General features: G+C 45.4%; 20 protein-coding genes. 12 read left to right on the top strand and 8 right to left on the bottom strand.

Going from position 1 to position 20216, the window contains the following annotated elements; translation table 11 throughout:
• Nucleotides 1-5: 5 nt before the first annotated feature.
• The 6 genes from AC1EK1_RS07865 (at nucleotide 6) to AC1EK1_RS07840 (ending at nucleotide 6447) form a co-directional block, all read left to right on the top strand.
• Nucleotides 6-1379 (top strand): V-type ATP synthase subunit B, encoded by a 1374-nt coding sequence (locus AC1EK1_RS07865; protein ID WP_480306901.1) that lies wholly within the window; start codon nucleotides 6-8, stop codon nucleotides 1377-1379.
• Between the two features lie 21 nt (nucleotides 1380-1400).
• Entirely contained in the window at nucleotides 1401-2012 is a 612-nt protein-coding gene (locus AC1EK1_RS07860; protein ID WP_480306899.1) for a V-type ATP synthase subunit D, read from the top strand.
• Nucleotides 2009-3874 (top strand): V-type ATP synthase subunit I, encoded by a 1866-nt coding sequence (locus AC1EK1_RS07855; protein WP_480306897.1) that lies wholly within the window; start codon nucleotides 2009-2011, stop codon nucleotides 3872-3874. Before AC1EK1_RS07860 ends, AC1EK1_RS07855 begins: the two co-directional genes overlap by 4 nt.
• Nucleotides 3875-3945: 71 nt before the next feature.
• Nucleotides 3946-4395, top strand: coding sequence for an ATPase (locus tag AC1EK1_RS07850; RefSeq protein WP_480306895.1), 450 nt, complete (start codon nucleotides 3946-3948; stop codon nucleotides 4393-4395).
• A gap of 675 nt (nucleotides 4396-5070) precedes the next feature.
• The gene (locus AC1EK1_RS07845; protein WP_480306894.1) at nucleotides 5071-5469 is read left to right on the top strand and encodes a TIR domain-containing protein; all 399 of its coding nucleotides are present in this window, start codon (nucleotides 5071-5073) and stop codon (nucleotides 5467-5469) included.
• A gap of 3 nt (nucleotides 5470-5472) precedes the next feature.
• A complete protein-coding gene (locus tag AC1EK1_RS07840; protein ID WP_480306892.1) occupies nucleotides 5473-6447 on the top strand; it encodes a caspase family protein in 975 nt (324 codons plus the stop codon).
• 314 nt (nucleotides 6448-6761) lie between these two features.
• Here the strand turns inward: AC1EK1_RS07840 and mobV are convergent, their stop codons facing one another.
• From mobV to AC1EK1_RS07825, 3 genes are all read right to left on the bottom strand, one after another.
• Nucleotides 6762-8018 carry a MobV family relaxase gene (mobV, locus tag AC1EK1_RS07835; protein WP_480306890.1) on the bottom strand — a complete coding sequence of 419 codons (1257 nt, stop codon included), beginning with the start codon at nucleotides 8016-8018 and terminating at the stop codon, nucleotides 6762-6764.
• Between the two features lie 334 nt (nucleotides 8019-8352).
• Nucleotides 8353-9297, bottom strand: a complete 945-nt coding sequence (locus AC1EK1_RS07830; protein ID WP_480306985.1) for a toprim domain-containing protein — start codon at nucleotides 9295-9297, stop codon at nucleotides 8353-8355.
• A 386-nt stretch (nucleotides 9298-9683) separates the two neighbouring features.
• Entirely contained in the window at nucleotides 9684-10874 is a 1191-nt protein-coding gene (locus tag AC1EK1_RS07825) for a VapE domain-containing protein (RefSeq protein ID WP_480306888.1), read from the bottom strand.
• A gap of 442 nt (nucleotides 10875-11316) precedes the next feature.
• Here AC1EK1_RS07825 and AC1EK1_RS07820 point away from each other — a divergent pair, with 442 nt between their 5' ends.
• The 6 genes from AC1EK1_RS07820 (at nucleotide 11317) to AC1EK1_RS07795 (ending at nucleotide 15269) form a co-directional block, all read left to right on the top strand.
• On the top strand, nucleotides 11317-11595 hold the full coding sequence (locus AC1EK1_RS07820) for a helix-turn-helix domain-containing protein (protein WP_039865857.1): 279 nt from the start codon (nucleotides 11317-11319) through the stop codon (nucleotides 11593-11595).
• Nucleotides 11596-11600: 5 nt separating this feature from the next.
• Nucleotides 11601-11903: a helix-turn-helix domain-containing protein gene (locus tag AC1EK1_RS07815; RefSeq protein ID WP_480306886.1), complete on the top strand. Its 303-nt coding sequence runs from the start codon at nucleotides 11601-11603 to the stop codon at nucleotides 11901-11903.
• Between the two features lie 247 nt (nucleotides 11904-12150).
• Nucleotides 12151-12882 carry a toxin-antitoxin system YwqK family antitoxin gene (locus AC1EK1_RS07810; RefSeq protein WP_480306884.1) on the top strand — a complete coding sequence of 244 codons (732 nt, stop codon included), beginning with the start codon at nucleotides 12151-12153 and terminating at the stop codon, nucleotides 12880-12882.
• A gap of 15 nt (nucleotides 12883-12897) precedes the next feature.
• The gene (locus tag AC1EK1_RS07805) at nucleotides 12898-13467 is read left to right on the top strand and encodes a LemA family protein (protein WP_480306882.1); all 570 of its coding nucleotides are present in this window, start codon (nucleotides 12898-12900) and stop codon (nucleotides 13465-13467) included.
• 3 nt (nucleotides 13468-13470) lie between these two features.
• Nucleotides 13471-14514 (top strand): DUF3137 domain-containing protein, encoded by a 1044-nt coding sequence (locus AC1EK1_RS07800; RefSeq protein WP_480306983.1) that lies wholly within the window; start codon nucleotides 13471-13473, stop codon nucleotides 14512-14514.
• Between the two features lie 47 nt (nucleotides 14515-14561).
• Nucleotides 14562-15269 carry a DUF1266 domain-containing protein gene (locus AC1EK1_RS07795; RefSeq protein ID WP_480306880.1) on the top strand — a complete coding sequence of 236 codons (708 nt, stop codon included), beginning with the start codon at nucleotides 14562-14564 and terminating at the stop codon, nucleotides 15267-15269.
• Between the two features lie 101 nt (nucleotides 15270-15370).
• On the opposite strand, the gene AC1EK1_RS07790 is transcribed toward AC1EK1_RS07795, so the two are convergent.
• The 5 genes from AC1EK1_RS07790 to AC1EK1_RS07770 form a co-directional block, all read right to left on the bottom strand.
• Nucleotides 15371-16576 (bottom strand): tyrosine-type recombinase/integrase, encoded by a 1206-nt coding sequence (locus tag AC1EK1_RS07790; RefSeq protein WP_480306878.1) that lies wholly within the window; start codon nucleotides 16574-16576, stop codon nucleotides 15371-15373.
• Between the two features lie 5 nt (nucleotides 16577-16581).
• Nucleotides 16582-17811 carry a site-specific integrase gene (locus AC1EK1_RS07785; RefSeq protein WP_480306876.1) on the bottom strand — a complete coding sequence of 410 codons (1230 nt, stop codon included), beginning with the start codon at nucleotides 17809-17811 and terminating at the stop codon, nucleotides 16582-16584.
• Between the two features lie 257 nt (nucleotides 17812-18068).
• Nucleotides 18069-18470 (bottom strand): hypothetical protein, encoded by a 402-nt coding sequence (locus AC1EK1_RS07780; RefSeq protein WP_480306874.1) that lies wholly within the window; start codon nucleotides 18468-18470, stop codon nucleotides 18069-18071.
• 254 nt (nucleotides 18471-18724) lie between these two features.
• The gene (locus AC1EK1_RS07775) at nucleotides 18725-19558 is read right to left on the bottom strand and encodes a hypothetical protein (RefSeq protein WP_480306872.1); all 834 of its coding nucleotides are present in this window, start codon (nucleotides 19556-19558) and stop codon (nucleotides 18725-18727) included.
• 97 nt (nucleotides 19559-19655) lie between these two features.
• Nucleotides 19656-20120 (bottom strand): hypothetical protein, encoded by a 465-nt coding sequence (locus AC1EK1_RS07770; RefSeq protein WP_480306870.1) that lies wholly within the window; start codon nucleotides 20118-20120, stop codon nucleotides 19656-19658.
• Nucleotides 20121-20216 lie beyond the last annotated feature (96 nt).

Here is a 20216-nt window from a genome sequence, read left to right as displayed (position 1 = left end):
AGACCATGACGACAAAAGCATTCCAAAAAATATATACGCGTATCTCCAAGATAACGAAAGCTACCTGCACTCTCCATGCTCAAGGTGTGGGTAACGAAGAACTGGCCATCATTGACGGCCGAATGGCTCAAGTTGTCCGCATCTTTGGGGACGAAATCACCCTGCAAGTGTTTAGTGGAACCGAAAATATCCCCACTAATGCCGAAGTGGTATTCTTGGGGAAAGCCCCTAGTCTCAAAGTCAGCGAAAGTCTAGCCGGACGGTTCATGAATGCTTATGGCGAGCCCATAGACAATGGGCCGGCCATAGAGGGAAAAGAGGTGGAGATTGGCGGACCATCCGTTAACCCAGTTCGCCGTGAGCAACCATCAGAACTCATCGCAACCGGAATTTCCGGAATTGACCTCAACAACACCCTCGTAACCGGGCAGAAAATCCCCTTTTTCGCCGACCCGGATCAGCCTTTCAATGAAGTGATGGCGACAGTGGCTCTCCGAGCCGAGTCCGACAAGATTATCCTAGGAGGTATGGGTATGACCAACGATGACTACCTCTATTTCAAGAAAACCTTCTCAAACGCCGGAGCGCTTAGTCGCATCATCAGCTTTATCAACACTACAGAGGACCCTTCAGTTGAGCGCGTCTTGATCCCAGATATGGCACTCACCGCGGCAGAGTATTTTGCAACCGAAAAGCACGAAAAAGTACTAGTGCTACTTACGGACATGACCAACTATGCCGATGCCCTAGCCATTGTGTCCAACAAGATGGACCAGATCCCATCCAAGGACTCGATGCCTGGATCCCTATACTCCGATCTTGCCAAGATTTACGAAAAGGCGGTACAGTTCCCCGATGGAGGTTCTATCACCATCATTGCAGTAACTACCCTCTCCGGTGGGGATATCACGCATGCAGTACCGGACAATACGGGGTATATCACAGAGGGTCAGCTATACCTCCGGCACGACAGCAATGTTGGCAAAGTCATTGTCGACCCCTTCCGCTCGCTATCTCGTCTGAAGCAACAAGTCATTGGGAAAAAGACCAGAGAAGACCACCCACAGGTGATGAATGCAGCAGTGCGTCTCTATGCCGATGCGGCAAATGCACAGACAAAGATGGAAAATGGTTTTGATCTGACGGACTATGATCAAAGAGCCCTTGACTTTGCAGAAGAGTACACCAACGACCTACTCGCTATTGACGTAAACATCAATACCACGGAGATGCTGGATACTGCCTGGAAGTTGTTCGCACGCCACTTCACTCCCACAGAGGTAAACATCCGCCAAGAATTTGTCGACAAATACTGGCCGAAAGAGACGAAAAAAGTCGGAACCCAAGAAGCTCCAAAGACAGAGCCCAACAACGCCTAACCGTCTTATCCTAAAGATAGAATGGGTATAAAGTTTCAATACAATAAGACTTCGCTCCAGCAACAACAAAAAGCCCTGCGGATGCGAGAGCGAGCTTTACCGACCATCAAGAGCAAAGAAAGTGCGCTTCGGATGGAGGTAAAGCGAGTCCGAAAGGAGGTTGATGAGCTGGAAAATGAGCTGGAGAGAAGCCTACAGAGCTACGACAGTCTGGTCGCTCTGTGGAGTGAATTTGACCCCACTTTGGTTCGCGTCACCAACGTCCATATGGAGGTGAGAAAAATAGCAGGGACCCCTGTACCGGAGCTCAAAAACATTGAGTTTGAGGTTAAGCCATTCAGTCTGATGGCCAACCCCTCATGGTTCATGGAGGGAACACAGCTCATCCGCGACATGGCCACACTAGGCATCCGCGCAGAAGTAGGTAGGCTGGAGCTAGAGATACTGGATCACGCAAGACGAAAGACGACCCAAAAGGTCAACCTTTTTGAGAAAGTACAGATACCCGGGTTCCAAGAAGCTATCCGGAAGATCAAGCGCTACCTCGAGGATGAAGAGTCGCTCTCTAAGGCATCCCAAAAAATAATGAGAGAAAACCTAGAAAAAAAGGCCACTAAGGTACAAGAGCTATGATAGAAAAGATGCGAAAATACTCGTTCTTCATCTTTGAACCCGAGTACACAGCCTTTCTCCAAAAGCTAAAAGCCCTTGGGGTCGTGCATATCAAAAACAACACTGACCCCAAGGAGATCGAGCGAATACGCACCATTGGGGAAGAGCTGAGCGACCTCACGCGCCTAAAGTCACGGCTGTCCACAATCAGGAGCAACTATCCGATGGAGCGCGAGCAGACGTTTGAGGCTATTCCGCATGAGGGTATTGATCAATCCGCCTATCGGGACTACGACAAGTTTGTCGCCACCATAGGGGAGATTGACAGCCATATCAGAGACCTCCAAAAAAGGCACACGCACCAGCAACAAGAGTACAGAGACCTTTTGGCATGGGGCGACTTTGACCCAGAGTTACTGAAGGCTCTTTCAGAGTCCGGGCATACCATCCGCTTTTGGACGGCTCTCAAGTCACAATTTTCCGCAGACCTGGAGCAACGTGAGGATTTACTGGTCATCACCACAGTCGGACGATCCATTTACTTCGTCACCATTGACAATGACGGAGTCGCACCGGTGCCGGAATTCGCCGAAGCGGTCACCATACCGGCCATTAGCCTTGGGGCCCTCAACGAAGCACTTGAGACCTCTACCTCGCTGATCAAAAAAGAGCAGGACAAGCTGGCCTACCTTGCATTCCAATCCCATATAGTGGACGAGGAGGAGATACGGCTCAAAAATGAGTACAACCTCGACAACGCCTACTATCAAGGGCAAAGATTGTACAACGACAAGCTGGTAATCCTGGAAGGATGGATCCCCGAGCCAAAAGCCAAACTTCTGGAAGAGACCTTGGACAAATTGGACATTGCCTATACCGAGCTTGAGTTTTCCGACACGGACGATGTCCCCATTGAGCTAAAAAACAACCGCTTTACCCGTGCATTTGAGCCATTGGTAAAGATGTTTTCACTGCCAAACTACAATGAGTTTGACCCGACTCCCTTCATTGCGCCATTTTTCATGCTCTTCTTCGGAATCTGTTTTGGCGATGCAGGATACGGACTCCTTTTGCTTATCGGGTCCACTATTTTCAAGGCAAAAGCAAAGCCCACTCTAAAGTCGCTTATCGAGCTCGTGCAGTACCTCGGACTCTCCGGCACCATCATCGGCTTCTTCTCAGGATCATTCTTCGGGATTGAGCTAGTGAAAGTTCACTTCTTGGCATCCATACGCTCGTTTTTCATAGACTCCAACAACATGATGGTCATCTCCTTGGCGTTAGGGATGGTCCAAATCGTCTTTGCCAAATACGTCTCCGCTTTCAAGCTAAAAGCCCAGCAGGGACTGAGCAAGTCTCTCTCCACCTTTGCTTGGCCCACGCTCATCGTGATGTTGCTATTGCTGGTCGGGCTTCCGATGGTTCAAGTCACGGTCCCCGTTTGGGCTAAGTACGTACTGTGGGGAATCGCTGGAGTATGCATCCTCATCGCACTAGCGTGGAACAGCCCCGGAAAAAATATATTCACCAACATCGGCACCGGGCTGTGGAACACCTACAGTGTGGCGTCCGGATTGCTCGGCGACACGCTCTCCTACATTCGACTCTTCGCAATCGGACTTACTGGAGCTATCTTGGGGCAAGTATTCAATAGCCTGGCACTTCAAGTAACCGACGGTGTCGCTTGGTACATCGCCGTACCGGTCGGGCTCCTCATCCTGCTGATAGGCCATACCATCAACTTTGGGCTCACCATCATCAGTGCCCTAGTCCACCCGATCCGACTGACTTACGTCGAGTACTTCAACAACTCAGAGTACGAGGGCGGTGGCAAGCCCTACGAGCCATTCAAGCAACTCACAGTAGAGGACGACAATGAATGACTCCTCAAAAATCACGAAATCATACAAACCAATTCTAAAACATACTAAAGAGTATACAAGACTAGATTTTTATGGAAACAACAATGATCATGTCCTATTTGGGCGTCGCTCTAATGGTAGGAGCCGCAGGTATCGGTAGCGCCATAGGACTTACTTTTTGCGGAAAAGCGGCCATCGGCGCGATGAAAAAAGACCCTTCCAAAATGGGTCAGTACATCGGTCTCTCCGCACTACCCTCGTCACAGGGTCTTTATGGATTTATCGGGTACTACTTTGCCAGTACGCTGATCAGCCCGGATATGTCCTTCCAGGTAGCCGCCGCTATCCTACTCTGTGGACTTCTACTTGGTGCAGTAGGTCTTGCCAGTGCACTTAAGCAAGGTCAGATTTTGGCCAATGGTATCGCTGCAACAGCCGACGGGCACAACGTCTTTGCGATCTCTATGGTCATGGCTGTCTTCCCAGAGTTGTATGCGATCCTCGCACTGCTCGTGACGCTACTCACCTTCATGAGCTTCTGATAAAAAGCAACGATATCAGACAAGATCGAGTAGGGGGAAAACCAAGTGTGTGGTTTTCCCCCTACTCTTTTGTATTCTGTCGGCTCGCACCTACATCCGCAACAAAGCACGACCATCGAAAATGCCTGCCGGTACACTTTGGATCCACCGATGTTTGATTTTTACCCTTTCTCCTGTACAATTTTTCGGTTTCGGGTTATCTAGCTGAGAAGTAAGAGGTTACCGTTTGGCGCGATGTAGACAGGTAACGATTTAGAAATGAGCGGAGTGCTTTGAAGTACATTGTTTTGGATAGCCAAAGAACGCTCACTATTATCACTTGCAAAGGTACATATTTGCGAGGAAAAGTAAGCGTTCTTGAGTGTGTTTCTCATGGCTTACGCCTTTGAATGTTTGTGTAGTTCTTGTCCTTTCCCTCTATGTTTTACAAGAGAACACGTAGGTTGTTACGTGTTTTGTCATATGTAGATAACAACTATGAAGCAAATAGCCTTATTGAAAGTTCAAATGTGATTGCCCTAATGTATTTTCTTAATAGAGGGAGTTAGTCTGCAAGAAAAACAGTTACAAGACATTTTGTCTCATCTGACAGTTCGTTGTGGTTTGGCATGCTTGTTGCTCTATGTCTAGAGATTAGTAATTTAAGACCCCAGCTAAGGACTGGCTTGCTTTAATATGTACAGAATATTTATATCTCATTCGTGGGCTTACTCAAAAGAATACGATAAGGTCGAAGAATTTTTAAGGGGAAAAGGCGTTCTTTTCTACAACCACTCTGTTCCCAAATATGACCCCGTTCATACGAATGGGACAGACAAGGAACTATATGAAAAAATAGAAGCTAAAGTAAGAGGGTGTAGTTGTGTTATTATCCTAGCAGGTGTTTATGCTTCTTACAGCAAATGGATTAACAAGGAAATTGAAATTGCCAAGAAATACAATAAGCCAATTATTGCTGTAGCACCATGGGGAGCGGAAAAAATATCTAAAGTTGTAAGGGATGCTGCAACTATTATAGTTGGTTGGAATGCAACTTCTGTAGCTAATGCTGTTAAGAACTTTGCAATTAAATAGCTTATGAAAAAAGCGCTACTTATTGGTATTAACGATTATCCGTGTGGAGATGCTCTATCTGGATGTGTCGAAGATGTAAAGTCACTCCACTCCGTCTTAGAAAGGAATGGGGATGGCTCTAAAAATTTTGATATCAAAGACCTATTGAATGTCCAAACCTCTAGAGAAGCGATGCACGCTATTGAAGAACTCTTTAGTGGAGATGAAGAAATAGCATTGTTATATTTTTCCGGACATGGTTTTGTTAATTCAACGGGGGGGGAATTAGTTTTACCAGACGGATATAATCGTGGTAGTTATTATACGGGGTTGCAGATGTCTAGCATTATGAATATAGTAAACAAGTCTAAGGTAAAAAACAAGATTATAATTCTTGACTGTTGCCATGCGGGTAATATTGCGGAGAATATAGAGTCTGCGAACAGTGAATTACGAGAAGGTGTTTCTATATTGACCGCATGCCGTAAAGATGAATTAGCAATGGAAATGGGAGGTCATGGAGTCTTTACAGAACTTCTTTGTGATGCTTTACGGGGAGGAGCTTCAGATTTTTCAGGGAATATAACTATTGGTGGCATCTATGCTTACATTGATCGGTCTTTTGGATGCTGGGAACAACGGCCAGTCTTCAAAACCAATGTGTGTGAATTTTCTCCCCTCAGAACCGTAAGTCCTAAGGTTACCAATGATGTGATACGCGAATTGACAAATCTGTTTAAAACAGCTGAAGAAGAGTTCTTTTTGGATCCATCTTTTGAAGATACGAATGCTCCAAAAATTGAGCATAAGGTTGTAAAGCCATTTGCCAAGCCTGATCACGTAAAGCAATTTAAGCTATTGCAGAAACTTCAAAGTATTGGCTTTGTGGAACCTGTTGGTGAGGAGTTTATGTATTTTGCAGCAATGCATTCAAAAAGCTGTAAACTTACTGCTTTAGGACAACACTATTGGCGTTTGGTGAAAAACAACAGGATATGAGCAAATTATTTATAGTAGATTTTTTCGATGGTATTAACAGTACATCTTTAAATGAACTCCGAAAAAGAAAAAAGCAGAAGATGCAAACGGTGTTGAAAGAGAATTACGGACAGTAGTTTCTCCTTCAATGTAATTTTGAAGAAGGTGTCCCAAAGTTTTGGGATACCTTCTTTGAATATATTAGAAATGGATAAAACACAAAGGAAAAAGCACGAAAGTAAAGAGAGTATACTTATCGTATATGACCGAAGCCGAATCTCGATGCCAATACGACAGTCTTGCCTTTTGCAGCAAATACACTTCTTTTTTTACACTTACAGTCGTTGCGAGCGATTACGATTGACAAGCTGTTTCCACTTCTCTTCGCACCAATCTGGAACAGATAGTCCATTGATGGTAAGAATAGGCTGACGCTTCTCGTTGGTTATAATGCGTAGCTCGGCATTTTCCTCCGTGAAGTTTCGTTTGTACATTCCCGAATATGCCGTAGCCGTACCACGGACTATCTCTTGATCTTTGTGCATCTTGACCACCGTATCATCATCAAAGCCCATTTTGCGGAGCATCAAGCGAATGTTGAGCAAGAGGTAGAAGCTGTGGAAGAAGCGTTTGATAAAACTCCGCTCCTCCTCGTACACCTTGATTTCTCGGTGTTGTTCAGAGATAGTCTTGTCCTTATCTCTATTGGTGTCCTGAAGGATAATGACCTCCTTGCGGATTTCGGCTTTCTCCTTTTCCGAAAGATGTCGTTGCCGTTCAACTTCCTGCTCCAACTCTTCGATACGCCGTTCCGCCTTGTCAAGTTCGGAGTTGCCAAATAGCGAGTAGAGCGTACCCTTTACTCGGAGCTTGCCTGCCTGCTTTTCCAACTCTCTGACCTTTTGAATTAGTTCTTCCTCCTCAAGTTGTTTCTGCTTGGTCTCTTTGAGGAGCTCTTTGTAATACTCCATATTAGTACGATGCTTTGCTTCAGATCCTTGTACCCCTCTACTCAGCCCAAATGGTCGCATTTGCTCTGCGTAGGAGGTTTGATACTCCTCGAGCTTCTTGGGTGTAAGCAAATCATCAGCACAGAGCCGTATCTTGTTTTTCTTTGTCTTGTACTTACGCTTGCCATTCTCAGCTTCCTGTTTGGCTTTTCTCCTTTCTCCCGTGACAATTGGGACAACTGTCGCATGTATGTGCGGGGTCTCTTCATCAGCATGAAGTGTGGCTGCCACCACGTTTGCCTTGCCAAAGGTGGTATAAAGCCACTGCATCGTACTATTGCACCACTCCTCTAAGCGTCCTTCGCTTTCAAGTTGGAGCATATCTTCTTGTGATCCAGATAGGATGAAACGAAGTGCTTTAACTTGATTGTCCGCAACCTTTCGGTAGATACCAGCCGTTGCTATGCGATGTGCAATAGCTTCTGTACGGTTGGTGACATTTGCGGGGAATTGCACCAAGTCTCGATTGAGGTGCGTGCGAGAGGCATCGACATTGTTCGGCACGAATGTTCGCTCGATGTGGGCACTCATTGCCGAGTCGTTGCCCCGAGCTTTGTCTATGTGTAATACTGCGTAGCCCATAAGTTGAATATAGCTTTAAGGGGTATCCAAAGGGGCTGTTTCCCCTTGGCTCAGGAGGGCTTTTTTAGCGGTAACGAAGTGGAGCGTGAAGAAAATGCCCTAATAAGCTATGGCATTTCTCCAAATGCCCGCTCCGCCCTATCCCACAGCCTGCCGTTGAAGCGCTTGCATTCTCTGAATGCACTGAGTCTTTGTTTCTAAGTTTGCCCCAGCAAACTTGCAACTCCAAGGGGGTGCCATAACTCTTGAAACAAAGGCTCACATCTATACGCTTTACAGCTCTAGTCTCTTCGAATACCCGATGGTTCTGTTGTTGAAATTTCTCTCTTTTGCGTTATCGTCTAAGCCCCTTTTTGCGAGGGGCTATTTTCGGCTTCTGCGCTTCTCGTTGTGCAACAAGAAACTCGTTGAGGTCTTTGTATCGGGCATAGTGCCTGCTCATATCCTCTACCGTCACACCTGATGATTGGATAGTAAGGAGTGCTTGTCGTCCTACGGGGTCATTATCGAGGAACGCTCGAACGAAGTCAATGTCTTGCTCATGGAGATAGGCGATGGCTCTCGAAATATTGCTGACCGAGTTCAATACAAGGCAAGGAGCCGTTTCTTTTCCATTTATCGTAAGAAGGGAAAGGAAATCCATAAAGCCTTCAAAAATGCAGAGAGGGGCGTTCTCCTCTCGTCCTGCAATCACAGATATATCCTTTGGCGCAATAGTCCCCTTGAATGCTTTGTCATCCCGAAGCTCATATCCGCCAGAACGATTGGAAAATCCGATGGTGGAGTATTCTCGTCCTCCTACCTCGTAGTGAATGTGACGGAGATAAGCACTTGCCACTGGAAGATTTATCTTGCGAACCTCTTGAAGATAGCGTTGCAGATGTGAGGGCAACTCATCGCTAATGGAGAGGATATGCCTTCTATTATTTGCTCTCTGCTCATCTCTTCTGTACTCTATGTGATCTTCACGATGAAAGGAAGAGGGTGCAACGATTGTATCTCGCTTTCCAGCAAGATGCTTCATCGCTTCATAAGCACTACACCCTTGCATACGCATCACAAGGTCTATGAGGCTTCCGCCTTGACCTGTGCCGTAGTCGTGCCACAAGTTCTCCCGAAAGTCTACCTTCATACTAGCATTGAAGTCTTCTCGGTAAGGTGCATGATAAAGGGCATAACCGTTGTACCGCTTGGCAGGTTCGATACCATAGGTAGTATGCAGATAGTCGGCTATTGGTATTGCCTTAAGATGTTGTAGATCGTAATATTCGTTGTTCATTGCTGTTGTCTTTGGATTGTTCGTATTCATTGTTCACGGATTCTTCGTATTCTTTGTTTGCAGTCTCATCGCATATTCTATTTTCTCTTTTTGGAGTTTTCCCCTTTTTATCTTACTACCTTTCTACACTAGGATAAGTGATTGACAGTGAAAGAGAAAAGTGTAACACTTTATCGGGGTTTATCCTACTACACCATCTGTCTACACCACTTATTCTCTATCAAGCTGTAGAAGCGTAGAAGGATTGTAGTAACATCTGTCGTAAGATGAATGTCTTCTGTAATCCTTTCTCTTTCACTGTATTATCCTTAGTTGTAGTAACGTAGTAAGGAGAATAGGAAAGAAAAGAGAAAGGGGTATTACAAAGGGAGTGCAACAACAGAGTGCTATGGTGGTTGCTCGGGGTAAATCTTACGGACGGCATAGACATATACGGGATTGCCATTTATCCTGCGACACTCCCTCGTATAGCCCGCCCTGCGCAGGGCTTCGCCCATTCGTTTCGGAGAGAGGGGTTGTCGGGTATAGCAGGAGAGATACCCTACAATCTCCGAATTGGTCATATAGAAGCGTTTCGTAGCCATTTCAGCTTCCGAGGGAAATGTGAAGTAGCGGAGCAACAGCTCCATCTCTGCTGTATAGACTTGGAAGGCTTCGCTGTTTCTGTGCAACTCAACAATCTCTTCATCATTGAACCAATAGCGAAAGCCTTCATGCAGTAGTCGCTTAGCGTCACTGTAAACAGCATCCATCGGGATCGCTTTAGCACTGTCTATATCTATTGCCAATACTCCAAAGGGGAGGAAATGCCTGCTCCCTGTAGAGTCTGTGAGGAAGTCGTTGCCATTGACCGATGCCACGAAGCTTGCCAAGTGGGGGCGCTCCTTAATGTGCTTCTCGTAAGGCATGCGGTACTTCACCTGCGGACAGGTTATCAGGTTCTTCAGTTCGTTTTCATCTCGCTTGTTGAGAGCTTTGAGTTGGTCATCAATGTTGATGATGAGGTTTTGCCCGATAAGGCTCAGCACATCTTTCTCCTGCGGATATATCTTTCCTGTATAGCGGTAGTCGGATAGATCTGGAGGGCAGAGCAGGTCTAGAAAGGTCGTTTTGAACTTGCCTTGCTCGCCTGTCAGCACAAGGCAGGTGTGATTGCGACACTGCTTGTCGTCCATAGCATTGGTTACTACAGCCACGAGCCACTTGGTAAGGTATTCCTCCCATTTCTCAGAATTGGTTACTTGCACGCAGTCGGCAAGAGCTGTGATAGCTTCCGCATTACCATTCGTCAGCGGTAAGGCTCGGAAATAGTCTTGCACGGGATTGATACGTGGGGAAAAATCGCTTTCAATAATGCTGTACAGATTATCTGTTGAGGTCTGTATGTTGGCCTCCTTGTCCAAGGCTCGCTTGAGGGTGTTGATACGATAGCGGTCTACGGAGGTGTAATCGCCCTTGCCTCGTGGACGATACTCGGCTCGGTGCAACACGGCGTTGTACCGAAACTCGTACAGAGCTGATAGATACTCTTCTATTTGGTCGTTTTTGGAGGGGCTATCCTTTTCTTCTATTTTCATTGTGCGGATTGCTTTGTATTACATTGTTTTGATGATTAGCTCCTTTTCGAGAGCTAAAGCCAAGTTAGAAGAGTTTTTTCGCAAGAAGCACAAGGACGGTTTTCTTGCTTCTGAGTGCATCGCTTTTCTCTGACACGACACAACGAAAAGCCCCTTTTCACAATCCAAATGAAGGAAAAGAGGCTCTATGAGTGTGCAAATAGCACTAACGAAAAGTGTGTTGTTTGCTATGGATCGCGTTGCTTTACTTCGATGGATTGAAGTGATTACTTGAACTAGTGACGCAATGGAATAAAGTATGGACAATTAGAGAGTGTGCAAGAGCCACTCTTCCGAATACTTCCTCGTATATCCCGCTGTCTCTGCGCTTGGAGGAATAATGGAAGAGCCTGCTTACTTTTGCGTCAGAAAGTAATAACAACGCAAATAACACAACAACAAAATGAGATTTACAGCCATTGACACTTCCGCTTGGGAGGAACTGAAAGAGTGCATCGAGGAGCTGACAAAGAGTTTCAATGAACAGTTTGCGCCACCAGCTCAATTCCCTGACTTATTACACAATGGGGATGTATGCCGAATACTGAACATTAGCAAGCGAACATTGCAGCATTATCGAGACTCGTCCGTGCTGCCCTTTATCCAAATCGGACATAAGTGCTATTACAAGCGTGAGGATGTGGAAGCTCTCCTCGCTAACTCTAACACTCGTAAAGGTTAACGACTATGGAGTACGAAACTATCAATAAAGAAACACCAGAGATGAAGAAACTCATCTCTGGCATTAAAGGTTTGACGAATCGAGTGAGAAGTATCGCTCAAACTCATCGTCCTCTTTTTGAAGGTGAAATCTATCTCACAGGACGGGAGGTTTGCGAGAGACTGTTCCTTTCCCCTCGTACCCTGCAAGACTATCGGGATAAGGGCATTATCCCTTACACCCAAATCGCAGGGAAGATTCTCTATCGGCTCTCAGACATAAACAGAATACTGAGTGAGAACTATGTCAACAGAAACCTTCATCGGTAATGATGTAGGTCTTTGTTTTTATCCATTGTTTTGGTCAGAGTATCGCAAAAAACTCTATCTTTGCCATTGAGTATCTGTGTATGCTCTTGCCTCTTGATAAAAGAGGCAGGATATTTTCTTATATGCTCGAGAGCAGAGAAACTTAAAGCAACAAAGGACAAAGGAAGCGAAGCACATAGTTTCACGTTTATTAAACAGGCAATGAAGCAAAAGTAACCAATTAAATAATTGGGCATTCTATTATAATATGAATCGATATATTCTCTTTTTCTTCTCGCTGTTGCTGAGCCTTTCGGTATCGGCTCAAAAGGTGATTCTAAGCGATGAACTCTTACCCCTATCGGGCGAAAACAATACGACAGTTTATTTCGAAAAGGACAGCCGAAAACCCTTGCAGGGAGAGTGGCGTATCAAGCGGGGGCTTGACGAAGAGACTATTTCCTTTTCTAACGGACTGATGGATGGCAAGTACCACCGCTATCGGGATGGTGTACTGAGAGAAACGGGAGCGTACGACCAGGGGAAAAGAAATGGGGTGTTCACGGAGTACTACCAAGACGGCAAAACTGTCAGCAAGATTACCCCTATGAAGAAGGGCAAAATCGATGGCTGTGTAAAAACCTATTTCAAAGACGGTCGTTTGGATTTGGAGAAAGAATACCAGGAAAGTGTGGAAAACGGCTTTGAGAAGCGGTATGACAGCCAAAACGGTGCTCAAATACTTGAGACCCGTTGGGTGAATGGGAAGAAAGACGGGGTCGAGTGGAAACTCACGAAACAGGGAGATGGCGTTGAAAGCAAAGTCACACGAACTTATCGCATGGGCGTGCTACATGGGGCGTACAAAGAAGAAGTTTTGCGCAACGGAAATCCGATTTTGATTGTAGAGGGACAGTATGCCGATGGAGAACGTTCGGGGGTATGGAAAGAGTACGACGCCACTATGAAGACGACAAGAGTACTAAGAAATAATCATTGAGACAAGCGAATTTGTATGACTGCATCAATAATTGCCGGGAGTGTCCTTATCGCAATAGCTGTGCTTATACTGATTTGGGGTATAATCACCTCTAATAATCTCATTGCCAAGAAAAACAGGGTGGAACAATGCCGGAGTGGCATTTGTGTGGCACTCAAGCAGAGAAATGACCTTATACCCAATTTGGTGGCATCTCTTAAAGCGTATATGGGACACGAAAATGAAATCCTTACCCGCATAGCCGAACTAAGGTCTCGAGCAGACGGAGCCCCCGAAGCAGAACAAATCAAGGACGGGACAGAAATCTCCGCTCTTCTCAAACAAGTTAAGGCCGTTGTTGTGAGTAATCCGGATCTCAAAGCCAATGAGCAGTTTGTCTATCTCCAATATCAGATAACGGATATGGAGAACGAATTGCAGGCTATACGCCGAACTTATAACGCAACCGTAACGGATTACAACAATGCCGTAGAAATGTTCCCGTCTTCATACATAGCATCAAGAAAACATCTTGGGAAAGAAGCATTGATACGAATTCCTGAAAGTGAGTTGGGCGACATTCATATCAAGGAGATTTTCGAATAATTGATGAAAGAAGACCACTTGATTGACTTCAAGATTGTCGCTCAACAAATGAGTGGGCAACTAACCCACATAGCTATGTGGCGTAAGATTGTTAGGCTTCTCATTTATTCCGTTTACCCTTTGGCTCTGCTTTGGCTTGCATTCACTATATTCGGAAGGTATATCATCGATGCGGGCAATTATGAAACCTCACAAATAACGGCAACGTATGTCGTCATATTCTTTGTCGCCTTTGTGGTCCTCAATACGCTGTTCTCTTTATGCCTAAATGTACTGAAGCAGAAAGAGGAAAAAGTAATGGGGCAAATTATCAACCAGCTATTTCCGGATGCAAATTATTCTCCGACAAAAGAAGTAAAGGTGTCCGATATTCGGGCAAGCAGACTATTCGGAACCCCAAATAGGTCGGAGGGTACTCTGCAAGTGGCAAGTTACGGTGCATTAAGTTTCCCAACTCAGCATCAAGCATTGACAATAGCCGATATAGGAGTAACCGCAACAAATGAACAGAATACTAAACTATGGAGATCCTTTAGGCTCCTCTATCGGGCGATTTTCAGCCCGATGTGGGGCGCACAAGTAGAGAGTACGATGTTCAGCTTTAGGGGAATGTTTGGTTACTGCCATCTTCCAAGAACTTGCAGGGGATTTGTTATGCTGCTTCCCGACCATTTGGAGGATAAGTTGGGCTACTTCGCTCTGACGATACAAAAACTGAGGGAGAGACATAAAGCAAAGTTTGTTTATTTGGAAGACCCCGAGTTTGAACGTCTCTTTACCGTATATGCCGATGACGAGGTAGAAGCCCGTATGATTTTGACCCCGGCAATGATGAAGAAACTTACCGCTCTTCGTTGTTCCTTTACTCATGACTTGATGCTCTCCTTTAGCGGAGATACATTTTATTATGCCTCCAATATGCCAAAAGGATTTCTTCGCCTTAGCGGGAAAACATCTTTAAACGAAGACCTATTGCTTGAAATCTACCAAGAGATCGGGTTCTGTCTTTCTGTAGAAGAAATGATGGGGAAGCATGTGGATAAGTAGGAAATATGATATAATAGACTTATGTTCAACTTCAAAATAATACTTGTATGATCTGGAAAATCATCGTGGCAATAGTCGCTGTCTTGATTATTGCTTTTATCGTGTTTGAAATCGTGTCTCGCATCATTGCTAAGAAAAACCTGAAAGCCTTTTTGGCTTCTCATCCTCAAACACCGCTCACCGAGGAAAAGAAAAGGTTACTGGTATTTGGAGCCATCTTGTCTTGTTATCGCAGTGAGGACATCCTTAGTATTATCACCGATGATAATATGAATGTATACAAGACAGGGCTTCAAGAACAATGGAGCATTAATGGTCGGGAAGATGCTCTAGAGACGCTAAACGCTCTCCTTAATTTAGAGCGGAGTACGGAATTGGACGAAGTCCTTGCTCAAAGAGGTTCTTCCGAGGAACTTATTGAGCTGCAGACTTTGATAGCAGACGGGCTAAAAACGGATTTGGCTCAAGTCCGGACCACAACCTCCACGTATGCTTGGGACGTATGCCGACTGGTGAGCTTGGCAAAATGGTGTTATTGGTTGCAATACATCAGTGAAGCGGAAATGTGGAAGTACCTCAATGAAGGAGCGGTGAAAGCATCGTCATTAGGCAAAGACTGGAACGACTATACGGTCTCTTTCTTAATGGGCCGAGCCATTCAAGGATTTGATACAGAGGATATCATAGACGATTGTAAGGCTCTATATCATAGAGAGTCTGACACGGATGTGTATTCCAAATACAGCTTTAAGTAACTTTTCAAAGCTGACCGAGACCTCTGTGCAAAGGTCTCCCAATGATGGTATAGTCAATGGTCCTTTACAAAAAGGATCATTGACTATATTATTATCTATGTCTATCTTTCTTGTGAGAAAGAGGAAGTCTTTGACAACTGTTTTTTTGTCACTCTGTCCATGTCCTTTGAAATCTTCTTGTCGGTGACTTGGGCGTAGATTTGCGTGCTGGCAATAGATGAATGCCCCATCATCTTAGCAATGCTCTCGATAGGCACACCAGCCTCTAGCGTTAGCGTCCCAAACGTGTGTCTTGCACAGTGCCAAGTCAACGGAGTACGGATGCCACAAGCCAACCCCACGGCTTTGAGATGACGAAGTAGCTTCCAGTCGCTCATTGTATCGGGGAATATCTTGTAGTCTCCTCTGCTCTTCGCCTTCGTGTAAAGGGCGAGTATCTGCTCCGCTATCGGATGCAAAGGGATCAAGCTTTCTACCTCCGTTTTCTGTCTTGCCTTGCGAATATACCGCTTCCCCTCGCTGTTTGTCTCGATTTGCGAAGCTCGTAGCCCTTGTAAATCAACAAATGCCAAGCCTGTAAAGACGGAGAAAAGGAACATTCTTCGGCTTAGTTCTGCCCCTTCATCTTGCAACGGGAATGCCAAGAGCTTTGCCACATCGCCCTTACTCAGAAAACGAGGTTTGCGCTCCACGACTTCATACTTCACCTCTTCAAACGGATTGAAGCGTATTGTTCCCTGACTGACGGCTCGATACATCAATCGACTCAACCAACAGAGATGGTTATTTATCGTTGCGGGTGCATAGCCCTCCATATTCAGATAGCAGCGATAATCCTCAAAGAACTCAATCGTAAGAGCCGACAAGGGGACATCCCGCTCACTGCGACTGCGAACAAAAGAGTTAAGCAGCCTATCGGCATACCGATTGTTCCTATACGTTCCCGCACTACTGCACTCTCGTTGGGCTTTGAGCTCTTCCGCACTAAGAGCAAGCAGGGTCGTTGGAGTTTTCCCGACCCCCTGCAAGTAGTTCTTCAGCAACTCGGCACTTACTGCTCCATACTTGTAAAGCAAGGTATTGTAGCCTTGTTCGACATTTTCCCGAAAGGTTTGCAAGCGTTGGTTGGTCTTCTTCTCCTTTGTTTCCCCTCGCTTCACGCTCCAATCGTGAGGGGTAGTGCTTTCGCCTGTGGTTATCACCACGCTCTCTCCGTCTATGGTGATACGGCAAAGGATTGCCGTTGTGCCATCTGCTTTGGTCTTGCTCTTATTGATGTAGAATAGTATTCTGAATGTACTACGCATAGCTCTTACAAGGTTAAGGTTAGCTCTTCAGTGAAAGAGAGAAATTGCTCAAACTCATCGAAAAGCTTCTTCGGAGTCACATGAGCATATCGCTCGGTCGTTTGGATATTGCTATGCCCCAACATGCGGCTCACCGTTTCGATCGGCACTCCTCGCTCCAACGTAATCAAGGTGGCAAAGGTGTGGCGACCAACGTGTGCCGAAAGGGGAATAGAGATGCCAGCTCGAAGTTGTATAGCTTTGAGTTGGGAGAGGTAAACCGAATAAGCAATGGGAGCAAAGAGCGTAGTTCGTTCTTCCGATTGATGTCGCTCCATCAGACGGACCGCTTCAGATAAGAGTTTCACACGACAAAGCGTATTGGTCTTCTGTCTGCGGAACTTAAGCCATAATGCCCCCTCATCATCAGTAAAGAGATGCTCCCGACTAAGGGCAACCATATCGCAGTAGGCAACACCCGTATAACAGGTGAAGAGAAAGAGGTCTCGAGCAGTTTCCAGCTCCACTTCATACGGCTCAAAGGTGAGGCTCTGCAACTTATCCAACGAATCCCTATCCAATGCACGAGGTTGTTTGTTCTCCCCTCGTTCGATCGTTACGTGAGCAAACAGTTGTCGCGTTATCAACCCTTCACGATATGCCAGACGGCAGACCTTCTTCACCGCTAATGCCATCTTACGATAATGACCTTGCGAATGCCCCAGCTTTCCGACAGAGTAGTGTTGTAGGCAATCCAAGAAGTCTTCCTCTATCAGTCCGAAAGCAATATCTGAAGTGTGGAACTTCTCCTCGATAAAGGCTCGCAGATGCTTTCGAATAGTAAAGTAACTACTTAAAGTCGTTCCCTTGATTTCTATCCCCACCTTTTGCTTCATCTCTTCGAGCATTTGGTCATATCGCTCCAAGAGAGTGATTTGACTTTGCATACTGCCTTGCAGCAACTCCTTGATGTCGGTCGCTGTAAAGACAATCCCTCGCTCACAAAGGGTTTGATAAGCCGACTGCGCCGAGAGAAGCAAGCGCTCCAACTTGCCATTCGTTGCCACAGCTTCACGGCTCTTGCCGTTCAGCCTGCTCTCACGAGCATTCCACAGCTTGGGGTCGCACGACAGCTTGCAACTGAATTGAGCTATCGTTCGCCCGTAGGTTATCCGCCCCATAATCGGAGCTTGCCCCGACCTGTCCAATCCGCTCTTTTTGAGGTAGAGCAACACCTTCATTTTGTCTGTTTGCATACGCTTCTGTTTTTATGGGCAAAGTTACCCGTTACCGAAGCGTTCTCAGCTATGCAAAGCGTTGTATATCAGAGCAACAGCGCCAGAATTGCAGAGAGTTCCCTTACCGAATACACTTCCGTCAGTTACCTACTCCTACCTCTTCGTTACCATTCGGAGAATGGGCTAACGATTTGGTAACGGAACTTCTGCTCAAATCCACGCTTTCTGCACTTTACCTCGTAGTGCAAACCACTGAGATATCGTGCGAACAGCTCTCATTTCCACCTACTTACCCGCAATCCTCTCCCTAATACCCTACCCCCTAATAGTTCCTCTACAGTGACGTATTTTGCCCCTTTATGGAGTTGCTCGAAGTCGTAGCTGTAGACATCACCATCTTGCCTACAGACAAAGTGGTAGATGCTGTCTAGCTGTATAGGCTTACCCGATAGTGTTTGTGTATTGGACTGCGGATTTGCCACGGTAGCATACACCCCCTCCTTAATTTGTATCGGGATATAAGCTTCATCAGTCATAATTGCAAGGATAGCTCCTTGAGTGGCTTTTGACGGATGATCCATGGTCGTCAATAGGCCATAGATATCAGTCTTGTTCTGTGAAAGAGCAGTCATTCCAACGCTCAAACACAGCATAAACAGCAGTAATTTCTTTTTCATACTTCTATGTATTATAAGTGATTATTAAGTGCAAGTTTTTGATTGTCAGTTAGACAAAAGCGCTGTTCCAAACGAGAATCTTCCACTCATATTCAAAAGCAAAAGTGGGTGTATCAGGAAAAGCTCCTTAAAGTCGCAACTTGAAAAGGAGATGTCAAATATTTACTTCAAGAAGATACCCGAGTTACGTAGGGGCGGATACAAATCCGCCCCTACACGAGTTTTAATGTGTTGCGTAACACGTAGCTCGCCCTTTACAAGAAGGCTACTTTCTTTGTTGCGGTGTAGACACCTTCGTCCGTTGTGATCTTGATGGTCACTGTTTGAACGCTATTAGAAGGAGCTTTAGAGAAGCGCAGGCGATAGAGGATATTCTTGTGTTGTGGATCCTGTGGATCTATCACTGCATTGTCTGGTGCTAGATAGACCATCGCAAGCTCATCTTGCGACACCTTATTGAGAGTCTTGTTGACGCGCTGCACCCCATATCGAGGATCGGAGTAGTCCACGTTAGGCTCAATCAGCCCTTCTAGACTTGTTGGGGCATAGTTACGCTTGATACTCGGATAGGCTGTCAGATACTCAATTTCGACAAGGTCTGATAGTGAAGAGCCTGCGGAATGAGTTGCGTCAAAGTCTTCTGCGGTAGTGATTGTGACATCGCTCACAAAGGCCGATAAAGCAAAGCCTAGATCAATGGCTTCTGGAAACGTCATCCTAGAGGCGGTATCTCCAAACTTCTTGGCACACTGAGCAAACTTGCTCACCTCTGCTGCTGGCTTTCTATAGCCATAGAAGTTCTTAGTGACAAACTCCACGGTCATCGTATAGCTCCCGTTTTGATCTTTCTTGAGAGCATCCTCTTTGATGGAGAGGTCACTGATCTTGTAGTAGCGATTTATCTGATGTCCAGAGCAGATATACTCACCTTGAGGGGTTACGCTAGGGTCTCCCTCGTTGTTTTTGTTAGGGTCTTGCTGCTCTTTGTCTGTCCCCTTCTGATCACCTTGTTGGTTAGGTGCAGGAGTGTTTTGGCTACAAGAGAGTAGCATGACCAGTACGGTTAGGGTTGATAGGATTCGTTTCATAACTTTATTGTGTTATAGGATCTGTATTAGGTTGCTCTATATGTTAGAGTGATTCAGTTTATACGGTGTAGCGTGTATAGGTACTCCCCTCTCCATATCAATGTGTTTTGATTTGTGAGTATAGAGTATTCCAAAGTTTGTCCAGTTGCTCAATATCCAAACCTGAAAATAATGCGTCTTTAAATGAAAGACCTATATAAGTATGCCTAAACAAAGAAGCTATATCTTCGCTTGTTTCACTTGACGATATCTCTTTTTTGGACTTAGCCAATTCAATAATATTTATCCAGCAAGAGGACTCTCTTTCCTCATAGGCTTTCATTTCATCTTCAAAACTTGGATATAAAGCTTTGAGCTCAAGAATAAATCGATAGAAGTGAAAATGCTTCGCCTCTCCTTTGTTTATTTGACTTAGGGAATCCATCCTGTTCTTAATCGCACAGAGTTGTTCTACAATAAAGTCTCTCAGAGGTGTTTCTGAAATGGAATACTTTGATTGAGATCCTTCACTTGAAGAAGAAATGTGATTGAAGAAGAACATGTCTCCCACACTTTTGAACATATCCTCTTTACTCTTGAAGTCACTACTGTCCCGTTAAAGTGGACTAATCGCTCTTTGAATTAATTGAAATACAGTATTTTGCAAGAGATTTTAAGG

This window comes from Porphyromonas sp. C0026D3, from assembly GCF_056590775.1.
This window is presented reverse-complemented; position numbering and strand designations above follow the sequence as displayed.

Excerpts from the sequence above, each read along its gene's own strand:
- AC1EK1_RS07810 (WP_480306884.1), top strand. The coding sequence starts at position 12,151 with ATGAATCGATATATTCTCTTTTTCTTCTCGCTGTTGCTGAGCCTTTCG.
- AC1EK1_RS07770 (WP_480306870.1), bottom strand. The coding sequence starts at position 20,120 with ATGTTCAAAAGTGTGGGAGACATGTTCTTCTTCAATCACATTTCTTCT.
- mobV (WP_480306890.1), bottom strand. The coding sequence starts at position 8,018 with ATGGGCTACGCAGTATTACACATAGACAAAGCTCGGGGCAACGACTCG.
- AC1EK1_RS07825 (WP_480306888.1), bottom strand. The coding sequence starts at position 10,874 with ATGAAAATAGAAGAAAAGGATAGCCCCTCCAAAAACGACCAAATAGAA.
- AC1EK1_RS07845 (WP_480306894.1), top strand. The coding sequence starts at position 5,071 with ATGTACAGAATATTTATATCTCATTCGTGGGCTTACTCAAAAGAATAC.
- AC1EK1_RS07800 (WP_480306983.1), top strand. The coding sequence starts at position 13,471 with ATGAAAGAAGACCACTTGATTGACTTCAAGATTGTCGCTCAACAAATG.
- AC1EK1_RS07865 (WP_480306901.1), top strand. The coding sequence starts at position 6 with ATGACGACAAAAGCATTCCAAAAAATATATACGCGTATCTCCAAGATA.
- AC1EK1_RS07850 (WP_480306895.1), top strand. The coding sequence starts at position 3,946 with ATGGAAACAACAATGATCATGTCCTATTTGGGCGTCGCTCTAATGGTA.
- AC1EK1_RS07815 (WP_480306886.1), top strand. The coding sequence starts at position 11,601 with ATGGAGTACGAAACTATCAATAAAGAAACACCAGAGATGAAGAAACTC.
- AC1EK1_RS07775 (WP_480306872.1), bottom strand. The coding sequence starts at position 19,558 with ATGAAACGAATCCTATCAACCCTAACCGTACTGGTCATGCTACTCTCT.
- AC1EK1_RS07780 (WP_480306874.1), bottom strand. The coding sequence starts at position 18,470 with ATGAAAAAGAAATTACTGCTGTTTATGCTGTGTTTGAGCGTTGGAATG.
- AC1EK1_RS07860 (WP_480306899.1), top strand. The coding sequence starts at position 1,401 with ATGGGTATAAAGTTTCAATACAATAAGACTTCGCTCCAGCAACAACAA.
- AC1EK1_RS07790 (WP_480306878.1), bottom strand. The coding sequence starts at position 16,576 with ATGCGTAGTACATTCAGAATACTATTCTACATCAATAAGAGCAAGACC.
- AC1EK1_RS07855 (WP_480306897.1), top strand. The coding sequence starts at position 2,009 with ATGATAGAAAAGATGCGAAAATACTCGTTCTTCATCTTTGAACCCGAG.
- AC1EK1_RS07820 (WP_039865857.1), top strand. The coding sequence starts at position 11,317 with ATGAGATTTACAGCCATTGACACTTCCGCTTGGGAGGAACTGAAAGAG.
- AC1EK1_RS07785 (WP_480306876.1), bottom strand. The coding sequence starts at position 17,811 with ATGCAAACAGACAAAATGAAGGTGTTGCTCTACCTCAAAAAGAGCGGA.
- AC1EK1_RS07805 (WP_480306882.1), top strand. The coding sequence starts at position 12,898 with ATGACTGCATCAATAATTGCCGGGAGTGTCCTTATCGCAATAGCTGTG.
- AC1EK1_RS07795 (WP_480306880.1), top strand. The coding sequence starts at position 14,562 with ATGATCTGGAAAATCATCGTGGCAATAGTCGCTGTCTTGATTATTGCT.
- AC1EK1_RS07830 (WP_480306985.1), bottom strand. The coding sequence starts at position 9,297 with ATGAACAACGAATATTACGATCTACAACATCTTAAGGCAATACCAATA.
- AC1EK1_RS07840 (WP_480306892.1), top strand. The coding sequence starts at position 5,473 with ATGAAAAAAGCGCTACTTATTGGTATTAACGATTATCCGTGTGGAGAT.